A 13,857-nucleotide genomic window follows, 5' to 3' on the forward strand; every position below is an offset into this window, starting at 1 on the left:
GAGCAAAGCTTGCTCGCGAAACAGGCGACTCGATTTCTGAGAGACCGCATCGTCCTCATCGCGGGCAAGCCTTGCTCCCACAGAAGCCTTGCCCCCAGAAACCATGCTCCCAGAAGCCTTGCTCTCAAGAGGGTTGTGTTCAGTCAGTGGGTGAAGGGTACTTCAGCCACCGCCCGTCCCTCAATCTTCCTCGCTGCCCTCCAGCTTCCAATACCCCACCGCCTTCACAAAGTCCTGGTCCAACCCTTTCTCCTCCAGCAACACTTTGCGAATCTGCCGCGACACTTTGCTCTCGGTCGCGACCCAGGTGTACAGCTTGCCGCCGGGCATTTCCAGCTGTTGCACGGTTCGCAGCAGGTTGTCCTGGCGGCCTTCGCGCAACACCCAGATCACCTGCACCTGTGCCGGGCTTTGGAGCACTTGCTGCTCGGCGCCGTTTTCCACTTCCACCACCACCAGGGCCCGGCGGTTGGGCGCCAGGCCTTCGAGGCGGCGGGCGATGGCGGGCAGGGCGGTTTCGTCGCCGATCAACAGGTAGCTGTCGAAGATATCCGGCACGATCATCGAGCCCCGGGGCCCGGCGATGTTGAGGTATTGCCCTGGTGCCGCCTGGGCCGCCCAGGTCGCGGCCGGGCCGTCGCCGTGGAGCACGAAATCGATGTCCATCTCCAGGGTGTCCAGGTCATAGCGGCGCGGGGTGTAGTCGCGCATCTCGGGCATCGGGCCCTGGGCCTTACCGGCGCTAGGGCTGAAGTTTTCCAGGGCGGCCTGTTCCTCGGCGTTCTGCGGGAACAGCAATTTCACGTGGTCGTCGGTGCCCAGGCTGACGAACCCGGCCAGCTCCGGCCCGCCGACGGTGATGCGGCGCATGCGCGGGGTCAGGTCCTCGACCCGCAGCACTTGCAGGCGACGGCGTTTGATCTCGTGGCTGACACGGTGAATGGTGTTTGGATCGACTTCGGTCATTGGCTTGACTCCGAGACAGAGGGACGGTCGGGGCCGTCGACGATGGCTTTGGCGGTGGCGTCGAGCAGGTCGCGCACCCGCCGGATTTCTTCCGGGCTCCAGTGGCCATGGTGCTTTTGCAGGGCATGGCGCAGGTTATACACCGCTTCATGGATTTCCGGGGGACGATCATGGCCGCGCAACGTGCGCTTGCTGATTTCAATGCGCGTACGCACCTCATCCAGCGCCACGGCCTGGTCCTCAAGAGATAGACGTCCGGCATCGGTCACGCTGTAGCACTTTTTTCCGTCTTCGACGCCGCAACTGATCATGGCGTTCATTTCCAGGAAGGTCAGTGTCGGGTAGATCACACCGGGGCTGGGGCTGTAGGCGCCCTCGAACATGTGCTCGATCCGACGGATCAGGTCATAGCCATGGCACGGCTGTTCGGCAATCAGCGCCAGCAACAACACTTTCAAATCACCGGCGGCGAAGACCCGCGGCGCCCGGCTGCCACGCGAGCCTGTCGGGCGTCGTTCGAAACCGTCGTGTTCGCGTTTGGAGGAAGAATCGGAATGAGAATAAAGGGCGTTCATATGCTGTCTCCGTTCTGCATATAGATAGCAATCAGATATACCTTGAATAAAAGATATATCTTTTGATTTAATGATTTTTCGCAAACTAAGATATATCTTGTTTTTTGCGGCGGGTTACTTGGTTTCAGGAAGTGACCTTACATGAATGCCCAATGTATGCGGGGTGCGGCCGCATACATTTGTAATGATAAAAATGTTGTAGGCTTAAAATGTGGGCTGTTTCTTACAGCCAAACTTATGTTTTATCAAAAATTGCGTATTTTTCGCTCTTTCGTATGCCCGATTTACTACAAGCCTATAGGAAATTGCCTGCTTTTTTTTAGTTAAAGAGCGCCGATCATGCACGGCGTTGGAGGGACGGGCCAAGTTGCGCTTGGTCTGCCATTTCAACCTTTTCTCTTTATTGCTAAGAACAGGTGTTAACAACATGCTCAAACAACTCGTATCCGGTACTGCCCTGGTCGCCGCTGCCCTGGGTTCTTCGCTGGCATTCGCTGACGATGATGCACGCTCCTCCATCCACATCACCGCGAACATCCCGACCCAGCAGTTCCATGTGCAGCCGCGCAACCCGGACTTCGGTAAAGATGAAACCATGAGCTACAACACGGTCAGCGGCACCTTGACTTCGTTGCGCCAGACCTATGACGTGAAGAACACCGAAGGCTCGGTAAACGCTTACATCGAAGGCGGCCCGGCCGCGCTGTACAACGGCAGCAACTCCATCGCCCTGACCACTGCCTTCAACGGCGTCGTCCTGACCGCCACGCCGCAGGAAGTGGTGGACGATGCCACCTCCACCCCAGGCACCCAGGCTGACATGACCATCGTCGCGGCCACGCCCCTGGCTACCCAGAACGGCCTGTACACCGCCGACATGACCGTCGTCTTCGACGCCGTGCCGCGCCCGTAAGGCCATTCGCTGCCCGGTGAGTTTCACCTCGCCCACGGGCATCGCCGCAGGCCGGCCGGTTCTCCCCAGCCGGTCGGCCTGTACCTGAAACGCCCCGATAGCTCGCTGAATATGAGAGTCCGTTGATGTTTCCGATGACACCCATCGCAGGTGCGCTCGCGCTATTTTTGTGCGCGACAGCATTGGCCGCGCCAACCGCCCCCGGTACCACGCCAAGAAGCCTGTTGTCCCAGGCCAAGGGTCTGCCGGCGGAGTTTGAAGCCCACTTCTTCGATGTGCCACTCGCGGTTCGTATTGAACTCAATCAACAGTATCTCGGTGAGGCCATGGTGGTCTTGACGCGGGATGATCGTATTACCTTGTTGGAATTCACCGACACGCAAGACAGCACGATAAAAGCCGTCGATCGCGAACAATGGGAACAACGCCTCAAGCAGGGACAAGCATTGGGCGCGTGTGAAACCAACTGCACGGGCGGGTTGCTGGCCGTGCACTACAGCCTCGAGAATTCATTAGTGTCGATCCTGACCCAGGATGTCGAGCGCGCAACTGAAATCAAGCGTTTCTACGATCAACCGGAAGGCGGCAGCCTCGGTCTGATCTTCAATAACCAACTCAATATCAACGGTGGCCAGAAACAGGACACCGGTGGGCGGTATGGCCTCAATGCCAGTTCCAGCGTGGGCAACTGGAGCCAGTCCCTGGACCTTCAGCTCTCGCGTCTCGGCGGGCCGGACGACAAGCTCTACCACGCCGTCCATGAGCTCTACACCCAACGGGAAATGGAAGGCAATTTCTTGCGCCTGGGTTACTTCACGCCCAGTTCCGATGGCTTGAATCGCCAGATCCGTTCGTTCGGCGCCAACCCGGACACCGCGCTGGGGGTAATGTACGGCAGCTCCGACAGCCTGCTGGTCGACAATCCCAAACCCAGCGTCTACCCCATTTATGTCACCGCCAGCCGCCAGGCCTCGGTGGAGATTTACCGCAGCGGCCTGCTGATCAACACCCAGGCCGTCAGCGCCGGCTTGCAGAGCCTGGACACCCGCCCGTTGCCCGGCGGTATCTATGAAGTGGAAGTACGGCTGATCGAAGACGGGCAAACCACCGCCACCAGCCAGGAGCTGGTCTACAAGCCGAACAATTGGAACAGTACCGAGGACCGCTGGCGCTACAACCTGTTCGCCGGTCGCGAAACCCGGCTGTGGAGCAACTGGGACGACCAGCCCTCGGGTTTCAACACCGCGGGGCTCGGCGTCAACTACCTGCTGCACCCACGGGTGATCCTCGGAGCGTCCACGCGCCAGGTGCAAGACAAACTGCAAGTGGGCACCTCGATCGATTGGACGCTCGCCAGCAGCACCAGCCTGTACGCCAACGTCTACCAGACCCAGCAGTACGGCACCGGCATGGACTTGCAAGGCCTGTACAGCTACGGCCATGGCAGCATCGTCGCCAGTCACAACCGCAGTTGGCTCGACACCCGCAACACCTACGAGACCTTGCCGGATGGCACCCGTATCCGCCAGCGCAACGTCTACGTCGGCCAGACCAGCAATTCATCGCTGTCGGTCAATCATCGCTTGAGCAACAAGAACTCCATCAACGGCCGGTTGGCCTACAGCGAAGGCAATGTCCAGGGCACCGGCCTGGACCTGGGTTGGACCCAGCGCACCACGCTGGGTGGCAGCGATGCCAACTGGCGCCTCTCGGTGTTCGACCGCCCTGGCACCTCGAGTACCAACGACCGGCGCAATCGCGGCGTAGACCTGAGCCTCAGCGTCGCCCTGGGCGGGCCCGGCGAGTACTGGTCGGGCAGCATCGGCACCCGCACTTCTCGCGAAGGCACGCGGGACAACAATGCCTCGCTGTCCTATCGCCGCGACCTGCAGGACCACGTATTGCAAAGCGTCTCCGCCACGGCCCTGGCCGACACCTATGGCGTGGGCCTGTCCGGCATCGCCAGTTTCATGACCGAGTCGATGTACGGCGATGGCTTCATCCAGCGTTCGTCCTACAACGACAACCTCACCGGCGGCTTGAACCTGAGCAGCACGGTGGCGGTGGGCGGGCAGAAAGCCGCCTTCACCGGCGTGCCCCAGGGGCGCGGCGCCGGCATGATCGTCGACGTGGAAACCGACCTGGACGACATCATCCTGCGCGCCGACGACTTGACCGGCGGCAGCACCACCTTGCACCCGGGCCGCAACTTCGTGCCGATCACCGCCTACAAGAACAGCATGGTGACCTTCGACTTCGATGGCGTGCACCCACCGGCGGCGAGCATCGAGCCATCTCGCAGCCGTTACCACCTGAACAAGGGCGGCGTGGATTACCGCAAGGTCAGCGTGATGAAAACCGTGACCGTGCTCGGCCGCTTGCTGGACGAACAGGGGGAGCCGCTCAAGGGCCATCACGTGATCAACCACGCCAGCCGCGGCATCAGCGAGGTGGACGGGTTCTTCTCCATGGAGATGAATGCCGGCTCCCCAACCTTGGAAGTGCGCTACGGCAACGAGTTGTTCTGCCGCTTTCGCCTCGACCCGGACAGCTCGGCCCGCGAAGGCGATGTGTTGATGATCGGTGACTTGCGCTGCACGCCGGACACCCTGGCCGATACGACGCTGGCCGAGGCCGGGACGAAGCAGCGGTCATGACCGTGGGAGCAACGCTTGTTCCTGAGACTGTGGAAGCAAGCCTTGCTCCCACAGGTGAATGCCTCACCACCTATTTGCTGTGATTTGTCTTGATGTATGAGGTTGTATAAATGAAACCCTTATCGGTTGCAGTGCGCAGCGTGGTCTCGGTGTTGCTGTTTGCGTGTGTGCCTGTGGCCAATGCCGTGAGCCAGAACATCACCGCTGTCTTCAGGCCAGACCCATCAAAACCCAACGAGAATATCTTTACCAACACCACTCCACAAAGTGGTTACTGCTCGACGCATCCAACGCACTGCGGAACGATGTTCAGCATCCGGCTGCCTTTATCCTTCAATTCGACCAGTCCTATCCAGCCATATCATGAAGAACCTCGGCACGGTGCGATGTTTAAAGTGCCCGCCGATTGGCGAACGGTATGGGTCACCCATGCCAGTACGGGCGAGACGGAAAGCGTTGAAGTTCGTTGGTCCGGTATCGGCTCGCAATATCGACTCTCTGATAGCGCTGTCAACCTAGTCGGTGGGGGGATGAGCGATGTAGTGGCTCATTCATTGTTATGGCGCACTAGCTGGTCTTTTGCCCCTCGGCCTTGTACGAGCACGGGTTATGGGGATCTTACCGCCAGCACCTATAATTTTTTTTGGAGAACTCCGGAAGAAAATTCATGCGCCAAGATGGCCTATTATCTTGTTCCTGGAATGAGTTATGCCTATCTGGATTTTGGCTACGAGCTGCGCACACCTAATCCCTTGAAAATGTCGTCTGGACGATACACGGGTTCGTTAACGTATAGCGTCGGACCGGGACAGGACATTGACATGGGCGATGTCATGCTTCCCAACGATTCGGCCCTAACCCTCGACTTCGAGCTCACTGTCGAACACACCCTCAAAGTCGAAGTCCCCCCCGGCGGCAACCGCGTCGAACTGGTGCCCAACGAAGGCTGGCAAGCCTGGCTCAACAGCGGCCGCAAACCCACACGACTGTTCCGCGACCAGCGCTTCCATATCTCCGCTTCTTCGCGTTTCAAGATGGCCCTCGAATGCCAGCACGTCAGCGGCAACACCTGTGCGATCTCTGAAACCGGTACCGGCCATACCGTGCCGGTGGACGTCAGCGTGACCCTGCCCGACGGCCTGACGGACGCCGCCGGGCAACCGGTCAACCGCCGCCGGTTGCTGCGCGATGGCAGTGGCACCGAGCTGTTCCAGCCGGGTCTGTACGTCGATCGGCGCTCGGGAGCGCTGCATTTCGAGGTCGGCCAGGGCAGCGTCGAAGCGATGCTCGACAACGGCGCCACCACCTACTCCGGCGATGTGACGGTGATCTGGGATTCACAAGTTTAAAAAGGATGGCTCGGTCGGTCCGAGCCAAAGGTGAGGGAAGGGTAGATGAAGCAGTTACCAATGGCAGTGCAAGGCATGGTATCGGTGATGGTGTTGGCCTGTGTATCGACGGCTCATGCCGTAAACAAGGATGTCAGCGCCATATTCAGGCCCGATCCCTCGAAGCCCAATGAAAACACCTTTCTCAATACCACCCCGGTTTCGGGTTATTGCGCGTTGTATCCGGCGGTCTGCGACAGGGAAAAAATGTTCAGTCTCCAAGTGCCCATTGTCTTCGAATCGACCGGGCCCATTCAGGCCAATCATGGGGATTCGCGGCAAGGGGCGATGTTCGATGTGCCTGCCACATGGCGTCTGGCGCAGGTGACCCACACCGATACGGGCGAAACCGAGATCGTTCAAGTCCGCATATCCGGCGTCGGTTCGCGCTACCAACTGCCTGTCAGCGTCATCGACCTGGTCGGTGGCGGCGTGGATCTCACAACTGCTCATAACCGGTTATGGAGCGGCTCCAGTTTCAGGTACGCGCCTTCGCCCTGTCAGTCCACCAATTTTGGGACGATGAACCACCTGATCTATAACTTCTTCTGGAAGACCCCCGTCGAAGGCGTGTGCGCGAAGAGGGCCAGCTACTTGATCCCCAGCATGTCCTACCGCTTCTTGGACTTCGCCTACGAACTGCGCACACCCAACCCCTTGAAGATGTCGTCCGGTCAATACCGGGGCTCGGTGAGCTATGGCGTTGGGCCGGGGCAGGACTTCGACATGGGTGACGTCATGCTCCCCAATGATTCGGTGATCACCCTCAATTTCAAACTCGACGTCGAGCACACCCTCAAGGTGGAAGTGCCCCCTGGCGGTAACCGCGTCGAACTGGTGCCCCCGGAAGGCTGGCAAGCCTGGCTCAACAGCGGGCGCAAACCGACGCGGCTGTTCCGCGACCAGCGCTTCCATATCTCGGCCTCGTCACGTTTCAAGATGGGCCTTGAGTGCCAACACATCAGCGGCAACACCTGCGCGATCGCCGAAACCGGCACCGGCCACGCCGTGCCGGTGGACGTCAGCGTGACCCTGCCCGAGGGCTTGACGGACGGCGCCGGGCAACCGGTCAACCGCCGTCGCCTGCTACGCGATGGCAGTGGCACCGAGTTGTTCCAGCCGGGTTTTTATGTGGATCGCAGGTTAGGGGCGCTGCATTTCGAAGTGGGCCAGGGCAGCGTCGAGCAGATGCTGGACACCGGCGCCAAGGCCTACAGCGGCAATGTCACGGTGATATGGGATTCGGAAGTTTAGACAGGCTGGCTCGGCCTGTTCCGAGCCGATTTGATGGTGGGAGATAGATGAAATATTTACCGGTGAACATGCGCAGCGTGGTTGGGGCATTGTTGATTGCGTGCGTTCCTGCGGCCAATGCCTTGAACCAGGACATCAGCGCGCTGTTCAGGCCCGATGCGTCCAAGCCTCAGGAGAACACATTCCTTAATACCACACCGGTCAGTGGCTACTGTGCACAGTATCCGGAGCAGTGCGCTAACAAGAAAATGTTCAGCATTCGATTGCCGATCACCTTCAATTCGATCAGTCCTATTCAGGCGGGTCATGAAGACGTTCGGAAGGGGGCGATGTTTAAGGTACCTGCCAATTGGCGTACGGCACATATTGTCCATGCCAGCACGGGCGAAACGGAAGTCGTGGAAGTGCGCATGACGGGTATAGGTTCGCACTATCGACTCCCTGTCAATGTGGTCGACCTGGTAGAGGGAGATGTGACGGTCGTACTTGCTCATCACCGGCTATGGGGCAGTTATGGCGACGGTTGGGTGGTTGCTCCCCGGCCCTGTGAAAACGGCGGTAATCAGCCCTATGGCAACAATTGGTACGGTTTTTTTTGGAAGACGCCAGTGGAAAGCGTGTGCTCCAAAAGAGCCCGCTATTACATCCCCAGCATGGCTTATTCCCACTTGGACTTTGCCTACGAACTGCGCACCCCCAATCCACTGAAAATGTCATCTGGCCAATATACGGGGTCGCTGACCTATAGCATCGGACCGGGGCAGGACATCGACATGGGCGACATCATGCTTCCCAACGATTCCGCGCTCACCCTCAATTTCAAACTCGACGTCGAGCACACCCTCAAAGTCGAAGTGCCTCCCGGTGGCAACCGCGTCGAACTGGTGCCCCAGGAAGGCTGGCAAGTCTGGTTGAACAGCGGTCGCAAACCCACGCGGCTGTTCCGCGACCAGCGCTTTCATATCTCCGCTTCCTCGCGTTTCAAGATGGCCCTCGAGTGCCAGCAAATCAGCGGCAACACCTGCGCGATCTCTGAAACCGCCACCGGCCACGCCGTGCCGGTGGACGTCAGCGTGACCCTGCCCGACGGCTTGACGGATGGCGCCGGGCAACCGGTCAACCGCCGTCGGCTGCTGCGCGACGGCAGTGGCACCGAGCTGTTCCGGCCGGGTTTATACGTCGATCGGCGCTTGGGAATGCTGCATTTCGAGGTGGGCCAGAGCAGTGTCGAGCAGATGCTGGACAGTGGCGCCAAAGCCTATAGCGGCAACGTCACGGTGATCTGGGATTCGGAAGTCTGAGTGGCCGGCTGGCCGGCAACATTCAATGAGTTGTGTTTACTGCATGAGGTTGGAAAAGCGATGAAACATCTATTGGCATGGGTTGGGTTCTGTCTGTTTTGCGGTGTGGCCCAGGCTGGGCCGCAGATTGGTGTAGGGGTGGTGTACGACTACCTCGACGGCGACAAAAGCACCTATATGAAACGGGTGTTCAACGGCGGCACGTCCACGGCGTTCGTCAAGGTCAACATCCTGGAAATCATCTACAACGAGGACGGCAGCTACCAGGAAGTGCCGCTGCAGAACCAGGCCAGCGCCCAGGCCAAGGACGGGTTGATGGCCAGCCCGGCGCGGCTGATCGTGCCGGCCAACGGGGTGCAGGGTACGCGCTTGCTGTTCATGGGCAACCGCGACAAGGAGCGCTACTTCCGGGTGCGTTTCGTGCCGGTGGTGCCCGAAGCCGAAGACGAGTTCGCCATCAGCGCCGAAGAGCGCGAGCAATATAAAAAGGACCGCGTGGCGGCGGGGGTCAAGGTGTTGGCGGGCTACGGCACGGTGTTTTTCGTGCGGCCAAAGAACACCCGTTACGAGACCGTGATCGACGACAGCGCCAGCCGCTACCAGTTGCGCAATAACGGCAACACGGTGGTGGTGATCGATGAGTTCAAGGACTGCGTGGCGCTGAAAGAGAACGACTGCAAGCCGACCACCAAGCATCACGTCAAGAGCGGTCAGAGCTTTTCGTTCGACAAGGAAGCGGGGCGGCAATACCGCTTCACCCTTGTCGAAGGCAATCAGAAAAAAAACGTCGAGATCAAAGGTTGATGGCCGCCGTCGCCGAACCGTCGTTGACGCCAGAGGTAATCAAAATGTTCAAGACCAAAATATTCAAGACATTGATACGCCCCCTCGCATTGAGCGCCCTGACGTTGCCCTGGGCCACCGCCTGGGGCGCGGTGGAGCGGGAAACGTTCGAAGTCTACGTGACCATCCCGACGGTCGACTTCTACGTGTTGCCCCTCGACCCGCAATTGGTCCAGCGCGAACAGCGCTTGCCCTTCAGCACCATCACCAACGAACTCAGCCCACTGCGGGCGACCTACGAGGTGAAGAACAGCAACGGTTCTATCGGCGCACGCCTGGGGGAAGAGGCGTACTTGTCCAATGGCCGTGAGCGTATTGACTTGCGGGTGACGTTCAACAACGTCGTATTGACCCTGGATTCGGCCCAGGTGGTCTCGGCCACCGAAGCCCGGCCCGGGCGCCAGGTGCCGCTCGTCATCGCTGCCATCAAGCCCGATGACGAGTACAAGCCTGGCGACTACTACGGCACGGTGCACATGGTGTTCGACGCGACTGCGCCGTAGGGCTGCCGACCGCCCCATGCAGGTTCGATCGAGGCGCGTTCGACACTGAATTACCTGTGGGAGCGAGCTTGCTCGCGATAGCGGTAGACCAGCCACCATTGATGTTGCCTGACCTGACCCTATCGCGAGCAAGCTCGCTCCCACAATGGGCTGTGCCCGGCCAGCCGAACGAGCCAAACTCAAGTGTCTGGGACAAGATCGCAGCCTCGCTTCGCTCGACAGCTCCTACTGCTCCGCCACCAACGGCTTGCACTGGGTATGAGTCCCCGGCTGCAAGTAGGGCGAGAGAAACGGTGCCATGCCCTTGAGCACCTGCACCGGCAAGGCCGAGGTGAATTTGAAGTTCTGCGCCGATGCCCCCGGAACGTAGGCGGTGAGGGTGCCGAAATGGCTGTCGCCGATGTAGAACACGAAAGTGGCGGTACGGTTGATCGATTTGGAACTGATCACTCGCCCACCGGAGCCGACCGCTTCGATGCGGTTGTCGCCGGTGCCGGTCTTGCCGCCCATGGCCAGCGGCGTCCCGTCGGCCAACTTGAAACTGCCGGCCACGCGTTTCGCGGTGCCGGCATCCACTACCTGGGACAGTGCACCGCGCAGAGCCTGGGCGACTTCCACCGGCATCACGCGCTTGCCGCTTTCCGGGTCGTTGACCAGGCGTGTTTCGTAGGGCGTATTGACGGCAAAATCCAAACTGTCGACGCGCAAGGCCGGTTGCCGGATGCCGTCGTTGAGAATGGTACCCACCAGGACCGCCAACGCGGCGGGGCGGTCGCCGGAGCTGCCGATGGCGGTGGCCAGCGACGGCACCAGGTGGTCGAATGGATAGCCGACCTGCTGCCAGCGCTGGTGAATATCCAGGAAGGCTTCGATCTCCAGCATCGTGCGGATGCGACTGTCGCGGGCGCTCTTGTGCCGGCTCTTGAACAGCCAGCTGTAGACTTCCTGGCGCTCGAACTGACTGGCCTTGACGATCTGGCTGAACTTGGCGTCGGGGTGGTTCAGCAAGTAACCCATCAACCACAAGTCCAGTGGGTGGACCTTGGCGATGAAACCCTGGTCCGGCAGGTCATAGGCGCCGGGGCCATAGCTTTGATAGAGCCGTTCGAGACGTTCGTCGGTGAGTTTTTCGGCGCTCTTGGCCGACTTCAAATGCGCACGCACGAAGCGGTTGAAATTTTCCTGGCTGTCGTTGGGAAAGAAATAGCGGTGCACGGCGGCCAGGCGGATCGCCGTGGGGCGCATGCTGTCGAGAAAGGTTTCGAGGCGCTGGCTGGTGTCCTTTTTCTGGTACTTCTTCCAGAACCTGAGCAGGAACGAAGTGCCTTCGCGGTCGGCGAACTGGGCCAGGTATTCCTGGCGGCGCGGGTCCTTGTCGTCCTTGAGCAGTTCGGAACTGTTGTTGGGGCCGGCGTAGGTGGCGTAGCGCACCAGGTCGCGCATCAGGCGGATGAATGGCAGGTTGATGGATTCTCGCAAAGAGTCGCGCAGGGTGGGCATGCGACCGTCGTCTTCCTTGCGGAAGTTGTGGAAGGTGTGCAGCCCGCCGCCAGTAAAGAACGCCTCGCCGGGGCTGGCTGAATACGTCCGGTCCAGCGCGGCCTCGAGCATCTTCGGCAGACTGCGGTCGGTGTTCTGGATCAGGTAGTCGACGGCCCAGCGGGACAGGCGGTCCTGCTCGGCGACTTCGGTTTTCTTCAGCGCCGCCGGGGACTGCTGGGCATAACGCTCGTGCAGTTCGGCAATGATCTGCAGGTAGGTGGTGAGCACGCGCAACTTGGCGGTGGAGCCCAGTTCCAGCTTGCTGCCTTCGTTGATGTCGAAGGGCTGGTCGGTGCTGTCGGTCTGCACGCGCACGCGGGAGCCATCGGGGGTCAGTTCCATCAGGGTGAAGCTGTAGCGCACCTGGGTGGTGCTGGTGGGGGTCAGCAGGCGTTCTCCCATCAGGCCGATCTCGGTCGCGAAGGCCGGGTCGGCCAGGCGCTTGAGGTAGTCGGTGGCCTGGGCCTGCAAGTCGCTTTGCAAGGTGCTGGTGGCGGAGAGGTCGAGGCGATCGAGGTCGTACAGCGGGCGGTTGAGCAGGGCGGCGAGGCGACTGCGGGCGGCGCTGATGCCTTTGTTGGTTTCGTTGGGCTGGACGGTCGGGTCCTGGACCCAGTCGCGATAGCTGACCTTGCTCGCCAGGGCCGCCTCGGCCAACGCCGCGTCGATCACGCCGTTTTGCCTCAGCAACCGGATGTGGCTGTCGGTCAGGTTCGCCAGTTCATCGCGACCCTTGGTCAGGTAATGAGAGGGGCGGCGTTGAGCGATCATCAACGACAGCATTTCCCGCAGGGCCAGGCCTTTTTCCGCCAGGCTCTTAGGGTCGGTGGCGGTGCTGGCCAAGCGTTCATTGGCCCGATTGAAGTCGGCGCCATACCAGACCCGCAAGCCTTCGGCCATGCCGTGGACTTCACCATGCCCCGGCACGGCGGAGAGCGGCACGCTGTTGAGGTAGTCGCGCACCACCCGCTGCCGTGCCTCGAGGGTTTGCGGGCCGGCCTGATAGGCGCGCACGCTGGCGGAAATCATCTGGCGGATTTTCTCCGCGCCGGACACGGTCAGGCCCTCAGGCGAGTGACGGTACTTCTCCAGTTGCGTCGCCAAGGTGCTGCCCCCGGCGGATTGCCCCGGCAGGCTCAGCAGCTTGGCGACTTGCGACCAGGCCGCCATGCCGAAGCGCGGCCAGTCCACGGCCGGGTTGGCCAAGGGTTGCTTGGGGTCGAGCAGAAAACGGTTCTCGATGAACAACAGGCTCTGCACCACCAAGGGCGGGATCGCTTCGAAGTTCGCATACAGCTGCTGCGGGTACTTGAACTGATAGACCGGCGCGGCGCGGCAGTCGGTGATGGTCAGCCCGGCCTGGATCTTTTCCGCGTAGGGCACGAACAGGCCTTTTTCGACGTAGCCCATCAACGCCGGCGAAAACCGCGCCTGGGCCTGGATCACGTAGTCGCGCTTGAGCAGGCGCGGCAGGAACTCCCCCAGCGCGCTGTAGCCCAGGCGCCGGTCGAACGGGCCGGCGCCAGGGTAGACGATGGCATCGCTGGGCCCCGGCTGCACCGAATAGCTCAGGGACGCGGCGTACTTGCTGAGCTCCCGGGCCTGAAACCGAGACGTGCGCATTTCCTTGGCCACCGCCAAGCCGACCACCACGACGATAATCAGCAGCAACAACCAGAATGCCCGCCAGCCATGCCGTGCGCGGCGTTTTTTTTGAGGTAAAGGCGCTTCTTCCATACGTTCAGTCGGGACCATAGGTTCATTCGAATCGGTTTGCCACAAAGCGCCCATAGTCGACTGATCCATTAAGCAGATTGATCGGACTTGCTTGAAGCTTAGACGGTGGTTGGCGTGGGGGGAGGGGAAATTATGGGCACCGGTCTGTCATGACCAGAGGCATTGCTTTGTGTCTCCC

10 protein-coding genes are annotated in these 13,857 nt (G+C 60.5%); 7 read left to right on the top strand and 3 right to left on the bottom strand.

The features are described 5' to 3' along the window. Positions 1 to 180 precede the first annotated feature (180 nt). Both AB4N80_RS11405 and AB4N80_RS11410 read right to left on the bottom strand, forming a co-directional pair. On the bottom strand, positions 181 to 966 hold the full coding sequence (locus AB4N80_RS11405; protein WP_460082040.1) for a siderophore-interacting protein: 786 nt from the start codon (positions 964 to 966) through the stop codon (positions 181 to 183). Then, positions 963 to 1,541 carry a helix-turn-helix transcriptional regulator gene (locus AB4N80_RS11410; RefSeq protein WP_305468302.1) on the bottom strand — a complete coding sequence of 193 codons (579 nt, stop codon included), beginning with the start codon at positions 1,539 to 1,541 and terminating at the stop codon, positions 963 to 965. Before AB4N80_RS11410 ends, AB4N80_RS11405 begins: the two co-directional genes overlap by 4 nt. Before the next feature lie 427 nt (positions 1,542 to 1,968). Here AB4N80_RS11410 and AB4N80_RS11415 point away from each other — a divergent pair, with 427 nt between their 5' ends. The 7 genes from AB4N80_RS11415 to AB4N80_RS11445 all read left to right on the top strand — a co-directional run bounded on the left by AB4N80_RS11415 (position 1,969) and on the right by AB4N80_RS11445 (position 10,400). After that, positions 1,969 to 2,454, top strand: coding sequence for a CS1 type fimbrial major subunit (locus AB4N80_RS11415; protein ID WP_305482232.1), 486 nt, complete (start codon positions 1,969 to 1,971; stop codon positions 2,452 to 2,454). A gap of 125 nt (positions 2,455 to 2,579) precedes the next feature. Next, entirely contained in the window at positions 2,580 to 5,111 is a 2,532-nt protein-coding gene (locus AB4N80_RS11420; protein ID WP_460082045.1) for a CS1-pili formation C-terminal domain-containing protein, read from the top strand. A 110-nt stretch (positions 5,112 to 5,221) separates the two neighbouring features. Next, positions 5,222 to 6,460, top strand: coding sequence for a hypothetical protein (locus AB4N80_RS11425; RefSeq protein WP_460082048.1), 1,239 nt, complete (start codon positions 5,222 to 5,224; stop codon positions 6,458 to 6,460). A 60-nt stretch (positions 6,461 to 6,520) separates the two neighbouring features. Further along, a complete protein-coding gene (locus AB4N80_RS11430; RefSeq protein WP_460083058.1) occupies positions 6,521 to 7,753 on the top strand; it encodes a hypothetical protein in 1,233 nt (410 codons plus the stop codon). Positions 7,754 to 7,800: 47 nt separating this feature from the next. Then, positions 7,801 to 9,054, top strand: coding sequence for a hypothetical protein (locus tag AB4N80_RS11435; RefSeq protein ID WP_305468296.1), 1,254 nt, complete (start codon positions 7,801 to 7,803; stop codon positions 9,052 to 9,054). A gap of 60 nt (positions 9,055 to 9,114) precedes the next feature. Then, complete coding sequence (locus tag AB4N80_RS11440; protein ID WP_122567135.1) at positions 9,115 to 9,858, top strand: molecular chaperone; 744 nt, start codon at positions 9,115 to 9,117, stop codon at positions 9,856 to 9,858. A gap of 59 nt (positions 9,859 to 9,917) precedes the next feature. Beyond that, positions 9,918 to 10,400: a CS1 type fimbrial major subunit gene (locus AB4N80_RS11445; protein ID WP_122567191.1), complete on the top strand. Its 483-nt coding sequence runs from the start codon at positions 9,918 to 9,920 to the stop codon at positions 10,398 to 10,400. Between the two features lie 225 nt (positions 10,401 to 10,625). Here the strand turns inward: AB4N80_RS11445 and AB4N80_RS11450 are convergent, their stop codons facing one another. After that, positions 10,626 to 13,733, bottom strand: a complete 3,108-nt coding sequence (locus AB4N80_RS11450) for a transglycosylase domain-containing protein (protein ID WP_305468294.1) — start codon at positions 13,731 to 13,733, stop codon at positions 10,626 to 10,628. Between the last annotated feature and the right edge of the window lie 124 nt (positions 13,734 to 13,857).

The organism is Pseudomonas sp. H3_A02 (assembly GCF_054671965.1).